Consider the following 19,211-nt stretch of genomic DNA (forward strand, 5'->3'; position numbering starts at 1 on the left):
TTAAGCATCCCGCTTGGTTTTCATCAAACGTTCCAAATGGAGCGTTAAATATAGCTGCTCCGAGTGAGTCATGTCATACTGATAGTTTTTATGGATAAACGTCTCGATCTTGCCAATACATTTGAATGTCTCCGGATAGTTTTTCCGAACCACTTCATACAAATATTCCTCGGCATCATCATGTGAAGAATGGGTAATGACACGCTGACAGAAATACTTCAAATGGGTGATGAAGCGGAAATAGTTGACGCTATCTTCATCCAATTCGACGTTGAAGTGATATTTGATGATATTCATGATCTCCTGCAATAGCTGCATGAGATGAGTGACATCGTTCATGGAATCATTCACTTCCGCATTGATGAAATGCAATGCTATATTACAGATTTCATCTTTGGGGAACTCAATATCCAGCCTTTCCTTCAACAAGGTCAGTGCTTCTCTGGCCACGTCATACTCTGCCTTATAGAAGTGCTGAACTTCCCAAGAAAGTGGATTACGAGTGATCATTCCTTTTTCCAAGCGCTGAACAGCAAAGTGAATGTGATCCGACAGCGAGACATAGATCCCGTCACTGATGGTTTTGTTCAATTGCGTTCGTGCCAGTGTCACTATATCATCTGTTGCCTGCAGAATCTCAATCGGCACTTCAGCTACGATGGATTTAAATTTCTCATAGATCGATGTATCCTGAAGACGGAATACCTTCTCAATCCGCTCTTCATCAATCTCATCGCCTGCTTTGAACTTGAATCCGATACCCCGGCCGAGGATCAGTAGTTCCTGATTTTTGTCATCCACGGTACTGACAATATTGTTATTAAATATCTGTTTAATAATCATTCTGGACCCACCTGGTTTTTTTTGAGGAATAAAAAAGGGCAAAACCAAAACAGAAATAATAAAATCATTTCCATAGTGGTTTTGCCCGCATTACCGGTAACAAGCCTCGGATCTAATTTATCATAAGCTGAAAACGGTGTCAACCACAAATACAGTCAATGCTATTCACTTCATTCCATTACTCGAGTCAATGTTCCTATGATTCATGTTTAAGGTACATAGATTTTATCATTCACATGTTGAGGCAGATTCAAACGATAAATTTCCAGCAACTCACCGCTTGGAGCGAATGAGATTATAACTAATAATAAATGTTATGAAGGATTTTCACTTAAACATAGAGAAATGAATGGATTGATAAATAATAGTTTTGGAATAAAGGAGATTTATTTGTGAGAGACAAAGTAAAAGGATTAATCATCGGTATCACAATCGGCTCAATGCTTACAGGAGTTACAGTTTATGCAGCATCAGGAACGCCAATAAAAGCTTTACTACAGAAAGTGAATATTTATGTGGACGGAACAAAGAAGTCGACAGCTAATGCAATAACCTATAACAACACTACATATGTACCAGTTAGAAGTATAAGTACTGCACTTGGTAAGGACGTAGCTTTAAAGTCTAACAATCTGTACATTGGCAAACAACCATTAATTAAAATCACAGGAGATCAAGCGTTTGAACTGTTATATAAAAAAATCAAAAAAGAAATTGAGACGTATGGTCTAACTGTTGGAGAGGAACCCAAAGATGGAGATTATTATGTAATGCGTTCATACTCAGACAGAGAAACGCATGAAGTGACTTATGGCCTCTACTACATCCACATGTACACTGGGGAAGTCTACGAATGGAACTTCAAATCCAAGAAGAAGGTTAAAATATAGTTAATTAAAAGGCCCTTTTCTCAAAGGGCCTTCATCATTACTGGAAAGTCACATGAATCTGCACAATCTCCGAACGGCTGCTTGTACGAATTGGAGGCCCCCAGAATCCAAATCCGGAGGTTACGATGGAATGCATGGAACCCTTTTGCAGATAACCCCAATCATTCTCGTAAATAGCCTGTGTGATGAACTGAGCAGGTGCAATCTGACCACGATGGGTGTGACCGGATACCACCAGATCTACATTGTTCTGTTCTGCAATATCCAGATCATACGGCTGATGATCCATCATAAGTACCGGTAGGCTCAAGTCCGTATTTTGCATTAAAGTAGATACTGCTGCACGATCCTTCTCTGTGCGGTCTTTTCGTCCAATGAGAGTAATCTTGTCATTCAGTACAATTTTGTCATCATACAAAACCTGCATGTTGCTCTTCTCCAGCGCAGCGATCAGATCTTCAATCGGACCATCGAATTTGTCGTGGTTCCCAAGAGAAGCATAGACACCGTATGGAGCCTGAATGTCACTGATAATATCCGCAATTCCGCTATTCAGATACATATCCAGATTGTCATCAATAATATCTCCAGGATACAGCACCAGATCCGGCTTCAGCGCATTAATCTCCTCCACCATGCGTTTGGCATGTGCAGGACCAGATAGAAGTCCGAAGTGCATATCGGCAGCCATGACAATGTTAAGCTTGTCTACACCTTCTACTTTTTTATCAATCTGGATATTATATGTTCTCACTACCGGGCTGTAGGCGTTGAAAATTCCATAACCCATTGTGGACAATAACAGCACCAGTGCAACAACACCCGCCCATTTCTGTGTGTGATGCCTAGGAATACGGGTTAATCTCAGCAACCACATCGTAAGGTGAACGATAGGCAGGATCAGCAATAACAACGAGAAGATCGCCAGCCAGTAAGAACCGATAATACTGAGAAATGAGATGCTTCCAAATACACGTGCCAAAATGAAAGAAACGGCAAGGAATACAAGCGCTATAATATAAAACCATCGAAATCTGGCGGACACGACTGGTTTCATCCAACTCCAACCGCTCCAGCCTATGTAGAACACTAATAATCCATATACGACCAAAAACAATATCCCCGCTAATACAAACATGCCCGGTCTAACCTCCACGTCAATAAGTTGTATTCTGAATTTTCATCACGGATGTAATTCCGTCTGAACAAGTATAACGTAGTTGAAGAGTCAGATCATCTGTTTGCCAAACCCAGATTCGTACATTTTATTACAATTTGATGATATTTAAATTCGAACCATTAACGAGAAAAAGCACCCTTGCAGGTGCCATGAAGTTGAATTCATGATCGACTGCAAGAATGCTATAGCTTCGAAAGTGATATTACTCGTTCGTGTCCATCCACTGGAAGTGGAATGAACCTTCTTTGTCCACACGTTTGAAGGTGTGAGCACCGAAGTAGTCACGTTGTGCTTGCAGCAAGTTGGCTGGCAAACGCTCTGTACGGTAGCTGTCGTAGTAAGAAAGAGCGCTGGAGAAGCCTGGTACCGGAATACCTTGTTTTACAGCTGCTGCTATAACTTCACGCCATGCACCTTGATAAGACTCAACAATGTTTTGGAAGTAAGGATCCAAGAGCAGGTTTTTCAGAGCTGCATCTTTGTCATATGCTTCTTTGATGTTTTGCAGGAATTGTGAACGGATGATACATCCGCCACGGAAGATCATGGCAATGTTGCCGTATTTAAGATCCCAGCCGTATTCATCGGAAGCTGCACGCATTTGTGCAAATCCTTGAGCGTAAGATACGATTTTACTTGCAAACAATGCTTTACGAACGTTCTCGATGAACGCTTTTTTGTCGCCAGAGAATGCTTCAGTTGCTGGTCCATTCAGGATTTTGCTTGCTGCTACACGCTCATCCTTCATTGCAGACAGGAAACGGGAGAATACGGATTCTGTGATCATGGACAATGGTACGCCGAGATCCAGCGCGCTTTGGCTTGTCCATTTACCTGTTCCTTTTTGTCCAGCCGCATCCAGAATAACGTCAACCATTGGTTTTCCTGTTTCTGGATCATATTTGGAGAAGATATCTGCCGTGATTTCGATCAGGTAGCTGTCCAGCTCCCCTTGATTCCACTCCGTAAAGATCTCATGCAACTCTTCAACGGAAACGTTCAATACGGATTTGAGCAAGTGGTAGGCTTCACCAATCAACTGCATATCTCCGTACTCAATGCCGTTATGCACCATTTTCACATAGTGTCCAGCACCGTCTGGTCCGATATATGTGCTACAAGCATCATCGCCCACTTTGGCGGAGATTGCTGTAAGGATCGGTTCTACGAGTTGATAAGCACTTTCCTGACCGCCTGGCATAATTGCCGGGCCTTTCAGTGCGCCTTCTTCACCACCGGATACACCTGCTCCGATGAAGCGGAAACCTTTTTCTTCCAGTTCTTTACTGCGACGTTGTGTGTCAGGGAAGTAAGCATTACCTCCATCGATAATAATGTCGCCTTGATCCAGATGAGGAAGCAGTTGTTCAATGGTAGCGTCGGTCGCTTTACCTGCTTGAACCATGATCAGAATTTTACGCGGAGACTCCAGGGATTCCACGAATTCTTCAATAGTGAACGCACCTGTCAGGTTTTTACCTTCTGCTTCTTTCAGAAGATCATGGGTTTTCTCCGGGGAACGGTTAAATACCGATACTGAGAACCCTTTACTTTCAATATTCAAAGCCAGGTTTTTACCCATTACTGCCAATCCAATAACACCGATCTGTTGTTTACTCATTATGTCCTCCCAATGCTCCATGATTTATATAATTCTATAGTAAGTTGAAACAAATAAATGTTCTGTGATTATTGTACTGTTTTTTTCCAGTCAGCTGCAAATTTGTCCATACCTTGATCTGTCAGCGGGTGTTTGGAGATCTGTTCAATGACGGAGAATGGAACCGTAGCAATATGTGCTCCAGCCATCGCGACACGTGTAACGTGGTCTGGATGTCTAACCGAAGCCGCAATAATCTGTGCATCCAGGTTATGTGTACGGAACAATTCAGCAACTTTGGCAACCAACTGTACGCCATCTTCGGAGATATCGTCAAGACGTCCCAGGAATGGGGATACATATGTCGCACCCGCACGAGCAGCCAGAAGCGCCTGGTTCACCGTGAAGATCAACGTTACGTTGGTTTTCACGCCTTTTTTGGTCAAGTAACGGCAAGCTTCAAGCCCTGCAAGTGTCATCGGCAATTTAATCGTAATGTTTTTGTCGCTGTTGTTAATTTTGATCAATTCGTCTGCTTGCGCGATCATTTCTTCAGCAGTAAGGGCATCTGGTGTTACTTCCGCAGAAACGGACTCTACTTCAGGTACCAAACGCAAAATTTCTTCAATACGATCTTCGAATTTCACTCCTTCTTTGGCTACCAAAGATGGGTTAGTTGTTACACCAGACAATACACCGATTTTGTAAGCTTTTTGGATATCTTCCACGTTAGCTGTATCGATAAAAAATTTCATGATTGAATTACCTCCAGATATATTTTTTTTGTTATGGTTTAGAGATTCGCATTAACCGCCAAAGGTATGCTGTTCGTAACTACAGACTGCTGATCGGCAGGCTCATCAAACCACCAGTGGTGACCTTCTTCTTCAAGCATAGCATCTGATTCAGCCGGTCCATAGCTACCCGCAGGATACAGATGAAGTGGCAACAGATTTTCCTGGAATGCGTCCAGAATTGGTTGCACCCAGGCCCAGGACAATTCGACTTCATCCCAGTGGGCAAAGAATGTTGGATCACCCAGCAAGGCATCACGAATCAGATTCTCGTAAGCTTCCGCAAGGTCACCTTTATCGGGAGAAAGGTCGATATGAACCGGTTTGAATTCACCTTTATTCTCAGGATCACTTGCATTCAGTTGCAATGTCATGCTCTGATCCGGACTCATCTCAATGACGAGCAGGTTTGGCTTGGAACCTTTGTTCTTCAGCACATTCGTCTGTCCTGAAGGTTCTTTGAATTCAATTACGATACGTGTTGATTTCTCCTTCATTCTTTTACCCGTACGAATGTAGAATGGAACACCGCGCCAGAAGAAATCATCAATTTGCAATTTCGCTGCAATGAACGTGTCATTCATCGTGTTCTCTGCTACACCCGGTTCAGCAACATAAGCATTGACAGGTTGGCCTTGAATGTTGCCTTCTGCATACTGCCCACGGATGATGCTTGCGCCCACGGTTTGCTTTTGTAAAGGCTGAATCGATTCCATAATGTGCTTTTTCTTCAATCCAACTTTTTCAGAAGAACTGTTGTATGGGAGCTGAATCGCCATCATCATAAGCAATTGCAACATATGATTCTGGAACATGTCTCGCACTGCACCTACATGATCATAATAGGATGCACGTTCTTCGACACCTACAGTCTCATTAGCTGTAATTTGCACATTGGAGATGTAACGGTTGTTCCACAACGCCTTCATGATTGGATTACTCTGATGCAATGTCTCCAGGCGCTGTACCATCGGTTTACCCAAATAGTGGTCGATGCGATAGATCTCTTCTTCGGTAAACGACTCGCTTAATTTGCGATTAAGATCTCTTGCGGATTGCAGATCGTGACCAAATGGCTTCTCGATAACAAGACGTTTCCAGCCCTCTGTGGAACCCAGCCCACTTTGTTGAATGTTCTCGGCAATCGGTTCGAAGAATTCCGGACCAACCGAGAGATAGAATAAGCGATTGGACGGAATGCCAAGCTCTGCTTCTCTCTGTTCAACTAATCCCAACAGCTTTATATAATCTTCCTTATGGCTTATATTCAATACACTGTAGCGAAAAGCTTTCACAAATGACTTCACAACTTCAGGATCCGCTTGGCGTCTGGAAAATTCATTTAATGATTTTTCCACTTGTGCCTGAAAGAATTCATCAGACCACTCTCTACGCCCCAGACCGATCAATGAGAAGGTTTCCGGAAGCTTCTGCTCAAGATATAAGTTATATAAGGCAGGATATATTTTTCTTTTGGCTAAATCGCCAGTAGCACCAAATAAAACAATGGTAGTTGGTTCCATCTTACCGTTCTCCTTCCAAGTAACTCTGGTTTCTTTGTTGTAGTTACACTATAATACGTTTTGTAGCCATACAAGTAATTAATATATTTCACAGGAGCTATAGACAACATCTATGACAACAAATTATGAACTATATAAAGTCTTTTATTGGGCCGCCAAAACAGGCAGTCTGACGCAAGCTGCCAAAGCATTGTATATCACTCAACCCAGTGTCAGTCATGCCATCAAGCAATTGGAAGAGAGCTTTGGACTCACCTTGTTCTATCGAAATTCCAAGGGTGTAGCGTTGACACAGGAAGGTGCCAGTCTGTACTCCTATATTGAACAATCCCAGATTCTGATCTCACTTGCGGAAGAAAAAATGGCCGCACTGAAGAATCTCGACAACGGTGAACTCCGGATTGGTGGCAGTGACTCCTTGTTCAAGCATTACATGTTGGCGTATCTCGAAGAATTCCACACCATATATCCTAATATCAAGCTGCATCTGAGTCATGGAACCACACCGGAAGTCATCACCTTTCTCAAAGAAGGCAAGATTGATCTTGGGGTTGTTCGAATGCCCATTGTTGACCCACAGCTCGAAGTCAGGGAAAGCATTCAGTTGAAAGACTGCTTTGTAGCTGGGGAACGTTATGCTCAGTTAAAAGGTAAAGTCATGACGCTTGAGATGCTTCTTGAGCATCAACTGATCCTCTTCTCCCGGAACAGCCGGGTTCGGATGGCTATAACCGAATTGTTTAACAGCTATAATTACACGTTGAAGCCGGAGATTGAGGTCGGTAGCGTTGATCTGCTGATTGAATTTGCACGTAGGGGACTGGGTATTTCTTATGTCACACGTGAATTTATCTCCAAAGAGCTGGAAGAAGGTTCTCTCTTCGAGATTCAGCTTGATGTCCCGCTCCCCCCTTCCCATGTGGGGATAATGACCAAACGCAATATGCCGATTTCTTTGGCAGCCAACCGGTTTATGGACCTCATTTTCAAAGCCTGAGTGGTCACCATGTCAAAAGGTACAACGAAGAGCCCCACCATCCAGTTATGGAAGATGAGGCTCTTTGGCCTGCATAATGCTTATCTAACGATTAATGACTCACCAGATAGGAAGCGTCCAATATCAGGGCAACCTTACCATTACCCAGGATCGTTGCGCCAGACAGATGATTCATTGCACCCAGATACGTACCCAGCGTTTTGATCACTACTTCCTGATTCCCAATGATCTCATCTACCGCGTATGCTGCAATTTTGTCAACGGAACGCACGATCACTAGTGGAATGGTCTTGGATTTGCGATCTGTTCGTGAATAGTTCAATTTATCACACAGTCTGTGAAAAGGTACAATACGACCATGATTCAGAATCGCTTGTTGCCCTTGAATCATCTGAATATCTTCAGGTGAGATTCGAACAATTTCGGCCACATTGTACATCGGCAAGATCAGAACACGACCGGATACTTTGACTAACAGACCTTTAATAATCGCTAAAGTGAGTGGCAGTCGAATCGTAAACGTGGTACCAACACCAACCTCCGTGTCAATATCAATGATACCGTTGAGTCGCCCGATCTGACTACGCACGATGTCCATTCCAACGCCGCGTCCTGATACTTCGCTTACAGAAGATGCTGTAGAGAAACCTGGCTCAAATATGAGATGTACAGCCTCCTGTGTTGTCAGGCGTGCAGCCTGTTCCTCACTAATAATGCCTTTGCCCAGGGCGGAAGCCTTGATCTTCTCCCCATCGATCCCTTTGCCATCATCCGAAAACCGAATGACGACATGATTTTCTTCATGAAACGAAGTTAAGGTTATACGTCCTTTGGACGGCTTACCGTTTGCCGCACGAACCTCTGCGCTTTCAATGCCGTGGTCAGCACTGTTGCGAATGAGATGGATCAGCGGGTCACTCAATTCTTCAATAATCATCCGGTCAAGCTCGGTCTCTCCACCTTGAATAACCAGTTCCAGATCTTTACCCAGCTTCTGCGAAAGGTCACGAACCAATCTCGGAAAGCGACTGAATAGTTGATCAATGGGTAACATCCGCGTCTTCATTACACCTTCTTGGAGCTCCTTGATTACCCTGCCCATATGATCGGATACACCACTAATACTCTGGATGCGTGAGGAAGACTCTTTACGCGCACCCGATCCACTCAGATCTGCAAGGGATGTCTGATCAATGAGCAGTTCTCCAACCAGATTCATTAGATGGTCCAGACGCTCAACACTTACACGAACTGTAGGTTGAGCAGCTTTCACTTTCTCTTCCGGGCCAGATGTGCCCGTATTCGTCACGGTTGGTTTCGTTTGCTCTGTTTCAGAGCTGAATTCAACTGGAGCAGAAGTCGCTGCAACCTCATTGGATTCCAGCACATATGCATCTATCTCCAGCATATGAATATCCGAGTCTGCAGACAACTCTGCCTTAAGCTTTTGTGGGTCCTTCAAAGTAGCCACGATAAAGATGAACTGACCATACTGATCATCTTCATTCTGCGCGCCCGGTTGGCTCTCCATGAGAGAATTTGCAACAACCGTACCACATATGTCCTCAATGCGTTGTCGCAAAATATGATATCTGGCCGCTTTCATCATACACTTCTGCTCCAGCACAATGTGAATGGACAATAGCTGCTTGCCTGACACAATAGCTGCCTGTGCAACAATCGATTCTGCTGGTTGCAATTGAGGTGTAACAAGTTTCCCGACAACTGCCGGGGTTTGAATTAGATCTTTTATTTCTCGTACGACTGCTCGAAAGTCTCCATAGGCTTCTCCACGGATGTACTGATCACGAAGCACCTTCATGGCGTCCAGAGAGCGGAATAACATATCAATGAGTTCCGAAGTTATTTCCGGTTTTTTCTCCCGGACCCATTCTAGGGCATACTCCACTTCATGTGTGAGGTCGCTTAATTCACGAAAATCCATTGTGGATGCCGAACCCTTGATGGTATGGGCCGCCCGAAACAGCGTTTGAACCAGTTCAACAGAAGGCGAAAGTTCCAATGCCAGCAAAGACTGATCCATACGTTCCAGTTGATCATTCAGTTCTTCGATAAAAATGTCACGGTAGGCAGACAAATCCATCATTCGTGTATTCCTCCCTAACCGCCCAATATTTCGTCCAGTTTCAAAATGCCCACAAGCTTGTCTTCCTGTTGCCCTACACCATGGAAGAGCCCTTCACGGTTACGACCGTAACCTCCGGTTGGTGGATGTATTTCCGAATACGTGGTTACCTTGTTTACCCGATCCACGATCAAGCCAATATATTCATCCTGATACCGAACTACGATAATACGAGTTGCTCTGGTATCCGGTTCATCCGGCATACCCAGCAGGTTGCGCAAGCTCATCACACATACAACCTTGCCACGCAAATTAACTACCCCTTTAATCTCTGATCGGCTGAAAGGGATATCTGTAATGCTGAGCATTTTAATAATTTCGTGAATCTCTTCGATTCGAATGGCGCAAGTCTCTGCACCTACAGACAGCTCAATATATTGTTCCTTCTGAAGTGAAGACATCGATTCACCCTCAATTCAATGTGGTTTATTGGGTTTTGAAGGCAGCTGCAGAATTCGCCAGCTCTTCCGCCAGATGTGCCAAAGACTGGCAGGTTGCCGCAGTCTCTTCTGACGCAGCCGCGGATTCCTCACTTGAGGCTGAGATGGATTCAACAGAGCTCATGACCTCCGCCGCTTGAGCCGCCTCTTCCTCACATGCAGCTGCAATTTCGTTTACTTTGTGCGAAGAGTTATTGACCATATCAATGATCTGATCAAACGCCTGTCCAGTCATGGAAGACTGCTCAACACTGGCTGCTACTGCCTGTACACTCTGTCTCGTGTTTTCCTGCATCGCTTTGATGATGGCTGTAATTTCTTTGGTCGCCTCACCGCTTCGTTCTGCAAGTTTCCGGACTTCATCTGCGACTACGGCGAATCCTCGCCCTTGCTCCCCCGCACGCGCCGCTTCAATGGCAGCATTCAGCGCGAGCAGATTGGTCTGCTCAGCGATGTCATCAATCACTTCAATGATGTCACCGATTTTACGAGAATCATCTTCAAGCTTGGTCATTTTCGTATTAACAGCTTGCATACCTTCCAATGAAGTCTGTACAACAAGTCCACCTTCACGGGCAGTCTTCACCGTATCGTTGGACAGTTCAGCCGCTTCTTCCGCACTTGCAGCAACGGAGTTAATGGCAAGTGAAAGCTCTTTGAATAATTCAGAGATATTTCCTGCCTCACTGGATTGGCTTGTGCTGGTACTAGCAATTTCCTGCGTGCTGGCTGAGATCTGTTCTGAAGAAGCGGCAACACTTTGAGAGTTCATCACGATATTGTTGATTAACCCTTTCAGGTTGTCGACCATTCGATTCAATGCCGCAGCCAGTTGACCCACTTCGTCTTTGCTAGAGATGTCTGACTTAAGGGTCAGATTTCCGTTGGCAACTTCCGTAGCTAGACCCAACATGGCCATGAGTGGCCTCGAAATGGAGCGAGAGATGATATATCCAATGAGGATACTGAAAAGTACGGAAGCAACTACCATAACAATGGTGACTGCAAAGGAAGTTGTATAGGCTTCTTCAGACTTTGTGTTAGCCTGTTCTGCCAGGGTTACATTAAGGTTCACCAAATCCGAGAGTGTTTTGACCACCTCATCACCCGGAGGTTTTAATGTTGCTTTGAGGAATGTAATGAAAGCTGCATCATCATTTGATAACGCCATAGTGACGCCTTGATCAAATAGTTTCATATAACTGTCATACTGGGTATCTAACTTACGAAGCAATTCCGTTTCTTCCGGGGTAGTAGCAAGAGGACGATACGTAGCAATTCGCTCCTCCATGGATTGACGAATTGTAGCCATATTTTCCGTAACTCTGGTCTGTTCTGCTGCTACAGTTTCGAAATTCAAATCTCTCACGTTAACTCGCAATCTCTGATAATCAACCTGAGCTGAGGACAGTTCTCTAACCGAGATCAGATTGTTGTTATACATCTCTTGCATTCGTTCATTCGTACTTCTCAATGTTACTACCGAGTAGACGCCAAGGGACGCGAGGATTATCGACACAATTAAAAATGCTGAGATAATCTTTGTTGCTGTTTTCAAGTTTCCAAACCACTTCATGTAATCTCCTCCTAGGCATCGTAGTGTCCAGTTATGTATATAACGCTTGGTTGGTAAACCCTTCTCTAGGTCGCGCTCCAGACAACTTACGATCTATTTCGACATAAATATATTAAAACTGAATAGGAGATTTTTATTTCTATAAATTTGCACGATTATGAATTTTTATTTCAGATATAAAGAATCTTCTTTTTAGTATACTTTATACTTTTTACCTATTAAATCCCCCACATCCTTTCATATATATGTATAATCAACATTTTTTGTTGACACATACAGGCACCTCCAAACAAACTTTCATGTCGCATAATCTACTTATATTTATGTAAAAAGCTATATAGTTCTTATGTCTAACACCCATCCGTTCCCGTGCTAAAAAATGATGTATTATGTTATTCACTCTCCTTATACCGAGACTAAAGTCTAATAAAAACCCACTCATACTGAGTCCATTTTCCCATAAATAAAAACCAAACCCGAATCAACCAAGTTTGGTTTTGAAGCGAATAAACACACTTTAAATTAACATAAAACCCATTTAAAACGAATTAACTATGTCCTGTATAACTGCTCAAGTTCCATTAATCGGTCCTTAATCCTATGCGGAATAATACGAAACAGGTTATCCCACGTCATGAACATCTCCGGTTTTAATACATATTCTTCAAACTCCATGGCAGGTACGAACGCTTTGGTCTGGAGATATCGTTCTACCTGAGCATCGATCTGTTCATTCGTTTCGAAATAACCTTGAAACAGCTCATTCACAAGTAGCCCATCACATCCAGCTTTGGAACCTGCTGCACTATACAGGTTAGGCAATAATTCAAATACAACCGGAAGTGGTGAGAAAGCATGTTTGCCAGGCTGCGAGTACAGTAGAACATGATGTCCAACCACATTAACCCGTTCCTTCAACAGTCCGCGCAGTACCTTCCCATGAAAGCTGGCTTCACAGTCTACAACCTCTCCGTCATGACCCACATAGACCCATACATGCTCCATTTCATACAAATGTCCAATCTCATAATCCCACCATATCGCATATTCGATTACATATTGCACTACCTCGCTTGGAAACTCGATGTCCCTTCTGAACGATGGTGAAGGTCCGGATTGATGCAACAAAGAGATGCCAACAAAATCCGGATAAAAGGGTTCGTTTCTGTCAAACATCAAGATAGGTGCATAACTCATTGCAGTTTCAATCGTTTCCATTTCTGATATGTTCATTAATGAGTCCTCCGTTTTCATTGGATGTTCATATTATACTACCAGAGAACGAGACACACTGGCTCAAGCCTTTTGAATTATTTTTTAATATAATGCCGCCCCTTCCCTGGACTCCATTCGACAATTACATTGACACATCAAAAAACCTGCAACTGTTATGCTCCAGTTACAGGCTCTACACATTGATAATGACTGAGAAATCTTGAATTAAGATTTCAGCTTATTGGATGGTGACACGGACGTCTTGGAAGGTGAGGTCGATTCATCAGAAACCTGCGTATCACATCCTATTGGCGGGCCCAGAATGGCATCATTTTTAATAGACGCAACGGCTCTGGCATACGCCTCTTCATCCAAACAGTACGCGCGATGAGCCACCTCCGGCGGTGTAGCTGCCAAGAAATCCGCTCCAAACACAATATCAGGCGTAGGTTGATCAAAGATCGTTAATACATATACATCATCTGTCTCGGCGACAAACCAGTGAAACCAGCCCTTCGGAAAAACCACAACCTGGCCTGGTTTCAGACGATATGTCAATCGTTCACGCGTAAACGGATTGAAGACTGACGCTGTAACTTCACCAGTGATGACTATAATCATCTCCGTAACATTGGTGTGCCAGTGCGGCTGCACAATAATTCCTTTGCTTAAGTACACGTTGAAGAAACCATTGGCAATGGTCGGCAGCTGTTCTCCAAACAACTGGGTTACATAGTTGCGTGAATCCCGCTGATAATTGACAACCGCATTGGAATCGGCAGCTAGCGGAACATTCGGGGATTGCAAAATCGGATTTATCATGCGATCATTTCTCCTCCTTGAGCATACATCTCATCGTTGTACTGTATGCCGGAGAATAGAAAGTTAATACTGTTGACACATGTTATATAGAGTTCTTCATCCTGAACTGTAGGTTTCTATGAATCATGTACTACTGAACTAGGCTTGACCAGGGAATCTGCCTCCGGCTGCAATGCCTTGAGGTGATATGCGATCAATCTGCTTCATCTCATCATCCGTAAGCATTGCAGGACCCCTTTTGTATGAATACAATTTCTTGCACTCCATTTTCACCTTCTAATTGAATAATGAGTTCAACCTCAAGTGTCATAACTAACCAGATAATGATGAAGTTCCGTGTTATAACAGCCGATACTGTGTTCAATTAATCTGCCTTCTCCATCGAAGGAGTTACGAAGGCGCTTGAGTACATGCTTCCCCGGTGGAATCTTCAGCAGTTGGCATACTTCAGGAGTTGCCGGTTCTACAAAAAAACGGTCTTTGAAGTTTTCCAGCAAAATGTCGTTCTCCTCCAGAGAGTCATACAGCGATTGAATGTCTCCATTGATTCCTTCCTTCCCTTCGCCGGTCAAAGCAGCTGCTGCCAAGAAGTGTATCAGATGAATATAGGGTTGTCCGTTAAGAATGTAGAGCCTTTCGATCCGCTGGCAATATGACCCGTAGAGACCATACTCCTCCGTACCGGTATCATTGGTGAGTAACCGGGAATTCAGAACTTTCTTTTCCAGCTTATGGCCCTCTTCTACAAGTAGTTCCGTAAACCTTTTACCCTTTGAGAGCTTCTGATGGGAGGTGTTCCGCATCACAATTGTACCGACACCGCTTTTTTTCTGCACGTAACCTTCCTGGGACAGCTCTTGGACCGCACCGCGGACTGTCATTTTGCTGACGCCGAATTCTTTCTCCAGCTGCGGTTCAGAGGGGATCGTGCTTCCGAGAGGATATACGCCATGTAGTATCCGATCTTTGAGAATTTTTTGGATTTGCTGATATAAAGGACCTTGCTTGCGCTTGAGAGACACTCACTTTTCACTACCTTTCAACATCTGAGGTATGGTCCGACAGCGCCCGGAGCACCTCATTCTCGGTAAAAAGCGCTGTATCGCCTTGGGTGGTATGGGCCAGCATCGCTGCTGCCACTGCCATATTAACCGTATGTTCCAGTGGGTATTGCTGCAATTCCCCATGGATGATGGCACTGGCAAACACATCGCCGGCACCGATTCTATCGTAGACCGGAAATGTTAGCTTGCGGGAAAATACAAAAGTACCCTGATGATAAATATATCCTGTCAAGGAATGCGTATGGTCCGCGTTAATCTCACGGTGGGTTCCTGCTACCGTTCCGATTCCGAAGCGCTTTGCAACTTCAGGGATCGCGTGCTTCATCTGGGTTATTCTATCATATTCTTCGGTACCGATGCCAAGAATACCCTTCGCATCCTTCTCATTCATTAAGACCAGATCTGCCAACCCCAGCATTACCTCATAATGCGGGCGGGCCTTGACATAGCCGTCCGTTCCCCATAACGAAGGACGGTAATTACAATCAAATACTACCTTGCCGCCAGCACTCTTCACTTCCTCAGCAAGCCGTTTCATCTGCTTGCGCACGCTATCATTCATAGCCAGCGTAATGCCACATAAATGAAGAACGTCGATCCGGGAGGCAAGATCTTTCATATCATAATTGTCTGCGTCCGCGGTATTAAAACTGCTGCCCAGTCGATCTGTGTAAGTGACTCTGCCTGAGCGGGCTCCAAAGCCATTTTCCAGAAAGTACATCCCAAGGTGTCTACCGCCGTGTCTAATAAGAGAGGTATCCACCCCAAGCTTGCGCAGATAAGCGATAGCCGCTTCGCCCACCGGGGTTTCCGGCAAAGTCGTAATAAGAGCACCGTTATGCCCGTATCTGGCTAGTGCTGCCGTTACATTCACCCCGCTGCCGGAAAAAGAATACTCCAGCCTGCTGCCCTGGACCAGCGTTTCGTACCCCGGAACCTGCAGCCGCATCATCACTTCGCCAAATGCAACAACCCTAGGCATATCGGTCCACCAGCGATTTCATTGTTTCGAGCAGTCTGCGGACATCCTGTACGTTCGTATTCCCGGTCTGTGACTCAATAATTGAAGAATACACATGGGGTATAACTTGAGGAACTCCTGCCTGAAGTGCAATCTCTAGAATGGGTCCAAAGTTGTCCAGATCAATTCCACCTGTAGGCTCCAGAGCAAAACCCGCTTCCCCACAAGCCTTGGCGACCGCACGGTACTCCTCTTCGAGCTTCAACCCTTGCATCGGATAATATTTAAGCGCGTTCCCTCCCATGTCACGAACCAGTGCAATAGCCGCATGAACCGGAACAATAGCCTGCGGATTGGTTACTGAACTGATGGGGCCAGTCGATATATTTACATAGCCTGGCTGTCCGCATGGAGAGACCAGGCAGTTAATCCAACTATCTTTAGGTCCCAGATTGGCACGGGTTGCCCCCACTGCCGGGAATACCTGATTGATATGACTGCCCGGATAACTCGCGGCAATCTCGGCCACAACTGCAGCCTGACGGCTGTCTCCAGCACCAAGTCCGATGGATACGGCATCTTGAATAGCCTGACCATATTCAGTCATGGCAACTACAGCTTCCTCCGACGTAGCATAGTTTTTGGAGAGCACACCCACAAGCGCATATCCTTCCGCAGCCTCGTACACATCTCTAGCGTTCACGATACTTCCAGCCAGTACATTCATTGCGGCCCTATTCTTATACAGACACTGCTGAATATGACTCATTTCGGTTTACCTCCCACGATTTCATGTATTCTGCTGATAATGACCTGCAAATCATCCCCTTGCAGCGACCTTGGATCAATATCAAAATATCCCTGCTTGACGCCATAATCTCGGGTATATACCGCAATTACACCTTCACGAAGCTGGTCATTCACTTTCTTCGCATCCACCCCAGCAAGAGAGGAATCAATCTGGACACGCCCTCGAAAAATCGATCTGCCGGCTTCATCCTGCACGATGCGGACTGAAACACCAGGAAGTCCACCAAGTGGCTGAAGAGCCTCCAGCGTCTGCTTCTCTCGTTCACTATTGTCCGCTTTGTCCTGGTATTCCTCCAGAGCTTGAAGTAACCCAAAGATGGTCTCTTTGCCAACCTTCATGCTGCGGCCAATCCCGTGTAGCTGTACCTTTAGCCACTCGACGTATTTCTTTTTACCGGCGACAATGCCGGAAGTAGGGCCTTCAATAGCTTTCGACCCGCTGTAAATGGCCAGATCGGAGAACTGGATATACTTATGCAGATCCTCTTCCGCTGCCGCATCAACAATCAGCGGCACACCTCTACGCTGTGCAACCTCCCAGGCCTCTTCCACAGAAATCATGTTTTTCTGCACAGCATGATGGGATTTAACATAAAGAATGGCTGCCGTGCGTTCACCGATTGCCTGATCAATATGTTCCTTGCGGCCTTCATTGGCATATCCGACTTCCACTACCCGGCCGCCGCCAAGAAATATCATGGTTTCGACGGGTGCTCCATATTGCACATTATGGCCCTTTAGCATAATAATTTCATTTTTTAATACCGGCTCCTGATGCAGACGAAGGCTGAGACGCGGATCTCCGGCAGTCACAATGGCTGCCACCGACAGCGCAATACCACTGGATGCTGAGTTCACCACAACCGCGCTTTCCGAACCAAGTAACTGTGTAATATATTCTCCGGATTTGTCCACAAGATCTGCAATTTCTACGTACCGCTGTCCGCCTTGTTTCATCGCATCCATGACTGAATCCGTTGGTGCGGAAACACCAAGGATGCTCATTCTCCCACTGGCATTAATAACACGCTTCAATCCATATTTAGCCTGTAATGAGTGACCCATTAGCAAAGACTCCTTTAACCTCAATATAGTGTCGCGTGACCCGGACATCTCCTTCCGAGTCCTCAAGTTGCTTTTCTCCTGCTTCCAGGGAAAACAAAGTCAGGTTTGCTGGCTGTCCCACCCTGATCTTCCCGAGCTCTGGCTTACCGAGCCACTCCGCTGGACTTCTTGTAACCGCGCGGATGACCTCTTCAAGACTGTAGCCGAGGTACAGAAATTTCGTCAGCACATTCGACATACTGTATACCGGACCATTCATACGGTTGCCTCGGTAAATGTCCGTACTGATTGTATTCAGCGCAATGCCTGCAGCCTTGGCCTGTTCTGCAATCCGGAAGGAAAAGCTCGCTGTGCCATGACCCACATCCAGATGAACTCCCCGAGCAGCCGCATTCAGTAATTCTTGCAGCGGTGTGCCATCCGGATGAAACAGATTGTTCGACTTACCGTTAAGATAATGGGTGATTACATCGCCCGACTGTAGTAGCTCCAGCACATCCGAGATCGCGGGCGGAGCAGAACCAATGTGAACCATAAGCGGAAGTTTCGTTTCCTCCGAGAGTGTGCGTGCCAACTTGAGCGGTTGTATCCCGCTGTCTTTGACGACACTTTCGCTGATGCGCGCTTTCAGGCCAACAATGAAATCAGGATAAGCCGCTACTGCCTCCAGGACCTTGGCCCGGTCAATCCATTCCAGCTGTGACAGTTCATCCGTCCGTTCGAGTCCGATCCTTGAAATATTCAACAGAGCAAATACTTGTGTAGCAGCCTGTAATCTTGCGGTGTAGAAAGCGCCAATTCGGTCTGCACCGCAGCTTCCGGCATCTACAAGTGTTGTTACCCCCTGCTTCACACCAATTTCGTCGATATCATCCCCATAGGGATCAAGCTCCTGAACGGCATGCACATGCAGATCAATCCACCCACTGGACGCATATAACCCTGAACAATCCAACTCATTTTCTCCTTCAGCCTGTCCTGGCGGTGACATGGCGGTGATGATCCCGTCCTGAATGGCGATATCCATGATTCGCCCGTCAACAAGCTGCAAATTGCGCAGCACATTCTCTGTGCCCACTCATCCCATCTCCTTTTTCAACCCCGGTATACAGGCAAATTCCAAAAATGATTCATGACATGTAAATCGTACTTCCAATTCGTTAAAAATAAGCCTGATGAGCTACTTCATTCTAAAGATTATAATGTTATAATGTTTATACTAGCACAAGTGTAATCCAGAAGAGAATAGTGATTTTAATCCGAATATTTTAACACTGGAGGGAAT

General features: G+C 45.1%; 18 protein-coding genes. 2 read left to right on the plus strand and 16 right to left on the minus strand.

Going from position 1 to position 19,211, the window contains the following annotated elements; translation table 11 throughout:
* Entirely contained in the window at nucleotides 1-843 is an 843-nt protein-coding gene (gene licT, locus ACTHPG_RS12485) for a BglG family transcription antiterminator LicT (protein WP_278294535.1), read from the minus strand.
* Nucleotides 844-1,235: 392 nt separating this feature from the next.
* Here licT and ACTHPG_RS12490 point away from each other — a divergent pair, with 392 nt between their 5' ends.
* Entirely contained in the window at nucleotides 1,236-1,733 is a 498-nt protein-coding gene (locus tag ACTHPG_RS12490; RefSeq protein WP_440389652.1) for a stalk domain-containing protein, read from the plus strand.
* A gap of 37 nt (nucleotides 1,734-1,770) precedes the next feature.
* Here ACTHPG_RS12490 and ACTHPG_RS12495 read toward each other — a convergent pair whose 3' ends face one another.
* From ACTHPG_RS12495 to zwf, 4 genes are all read right to left on the minus strand, one after another.
* Entirely contained in the window at nucleotides 1,771-2,871 is a 1,101-nt protein-coding gene (locus ACTHPG_RS12495; RefSeq protein ID WP_440389653.1) for a metallophosphoesterase, read from the minus strand.
* Nucleotides 2,872-3,115: 244 nt separating this feature from the next.
* Complete coding sequence (gndA, locus tag ACTHPG_RS12500; RefSeq protein WP_253438175.1) at nucleotides 3,116-4,534, minus strand: NADP-dependent phosphogluconate dehydrogenase; 1,419 nt, start codon at nucleotides 4,532-4,534, stop codon at nucleotides 3,116-3,118.
* A gap of 68 nt (nucleotides 4,535-4,602) precedes the next feature.
* On the minus strand, nucleotides 4,603-5,268 hold the full coding sequence (gene fsa, locus ACTHPG_RS12505; protein ID WP_076210039.1) for a fructose-6-phosphate aldolase: 666 nt from the start codon (nucleotides 5,266-5,268) through the stop codon (nucleotides 4,603-4,605).
* A gap of 38 nt (nucleotides 5,269-5,306) precedes the next feature.
* A complete protein-coding gene (gene zwf / locus ACTHPG_RS12510) occupies nucleotides 5,307-6,830 on the minus strand; it encodes a glucose-6-phosphate dehydrogenase (RefSeq protein ID WP_440389654.1) in 1,524 nt (507 codons plus the stop codon).
* Nucleotides 6,831-6,942: 112 nt separating this feature from the next.
* Here zwf and ACTHPG_RS12515 point away from each other — a divergent pair, with 112 nt between their 5' ends.
* A complete protein-coding gene (locus tag ACTHPG_RS12515; RefSeq protein WP_440389655.1) occupies nucleotides 6,943-7,827 on the plus strand; it encodes a LysR family transcriptional regulator in 885 nt (294 codons plus the stop codon).
* Between the two features lie 91 nt (nucleotides 7,828-7,918).
* Here ACTHPG_RS12515 and ACTHPG_RS12520 read toward each other — a convergent pair whose 3' ends face one another.
* From ACTHPG_RS12520 to ACTHPG_RS12570, 11 genes are all read right to left on the minus strand, one after another.
* Nucleotides 7,919-9,934: a chemotaxis protein CheW gene (locus ACTHPG_RS12520; protein ID WP_440389657.1), complete on the minus strand. Its 2,016-nt coding sequence runs from the start codon at nucleotides 9,932-9,934 to the stop codon at nucleotides 7,919-7,921.
* A 14-nt stretch (nucleotides 9,935-9,948) separates the two neighbouring features.
* Nucleotides 9,949-10,374: a chemotaxis protein CheW gene (locus ACTHPG_RS12525; protein ID WP_440389659.1), complete on the minus strand. Its 426-nt coding sequence runs from the start codon at nucleotides 10,372-10,374 to the stop codon at nucleotides 9,949-9,951.
* Nucleotides 10,375-10,399: 25 nt separating this feature from the next.
* Nucleotides 10,400-11,989, minus strand: coding sequence for a methyl-accepting chemotaxis protein (locus ACTHPG_RS12530; RefSeq protein ID WP_440389661.1), 1,590 nt, complete (start codon nucleotides 11,987-11,989; stop codon nucleotides 10,400-10,402).
* A gap of 552 nt (nucleotides 11,990-12,541) precedes the next feature.
* Complete coding sequence (locus ACTHPG_RS12535) at nucleotides 12,542-13,222, minus strand: hypothetical protein (protein WP_440389663.1); 681 nt, start codon at nucleotides 13,220-13,222, stop codon at nucleotides 12,542-12,544.
* A gap of 207 nt (nucleotides 13,223-13,429) precedes the next feature.
* Nucleotides 13,430-14,026, minus strand: a complete 597-nt coding sequence (locus tag ACTHPG_RS12540) for a cupin domain-containing protein (RefSeq protein WP_440389665.1) — start codon at nucleotides 14,024-14,026, stop codon at nucleotides 13,430-13,432.
* A gap of 138 nt (nucleotides 14,027-14,164) precedes the next feature.
* On the minus strand, nucleotides 14,165-14,293 hold the full coding sequence (locus ACTHPG_RS12545; protein ID WP_440389667.1) for a hypothetical protein: 129 nt from the start codon (nucleotides 14,291-14,293) through the stop codon (nucleotides 14,165-14,167).
* A 32-nt stretch (nucleotides 14,294-14,325) separates the two neighbouring features.
* Complete coding sequence (locus tag ACTHPG_RS12550; protein WP_440389669.1) at nucleotides 14,326-15,048, minus strand: GntR family transcriptional regulator; 723 nt, start codon at nucleotides 15,046-15,048, stop codon at nucleotides 14,326-14,328.
* Between the two features lie 10 nt (nucleotides 15,049-15,058).
* On the minus strand, nucleotides 15,059-16,072 hold the full coding sequence (locus ACTHPG_RS12555) for a sugar kinase (RefSeq protein ID WP_440389671.1): 1,014 nt from the start codon (nucleotides 16,070-16,072) through the stop codon (nucleotides 15,059-15,061).
* Entirely contained in the window at nucleotides 16,065-16,820 is a 756-nt protein-coding gene (gene dagF, locus ACTHPG_RS12560) for a 2-dehydro-3-deoxy-phosphogluconate aldolase (protein ID WP_440389673.1), read from the minus strand. Before dagF ends, ACTHPG_RS12555 begins: the two co-directional genes overlap by 8 nt.
* A complete protein-coding gene (locus ACTHPG_RS12565; RefSeq protein WP_440389674.1) occupies nucleotides 16,817-17,926 on the minus strand; it encodes a DgaE family pyridoxal phosphate-dependent ammonia lyase in 1,110 nt (369 codons plus the stop codon). The genes dagF and ACTHPG_RS12565 overlap by 4 nt, the downstream gene beginning before the upstream one ends.
* Nucleotides 17,904-18,953 (minus strand): amidohydrolase/deacetylase family metallohydrolase, encoded by a 1,050-nt coding sequence (locus tag ACTHPG_RS12570; protein WP_440390238.1) that lies wholly within the window; start codon nucleotides 18,951-18,953, stop codon nucleotides 17,904-17,906. Before ACTHPG_RS12570 ends, ACTHPG_RS12565 begins: the two co-directional genes overlap by 23 nt.
* Nucleotides 18,954-19,211: the final 258 nt, after the last annotated feature.

The sequence above is a fragment of the Paenibacillus sp. SAF-068 genome (assembly GCF_051967555.1).
Classification (GTDB): domain Bacteria; phylum Bacillota; class Bacilli; order Paenibacillales; family Paenibacillaceae; genus Paenibacillus.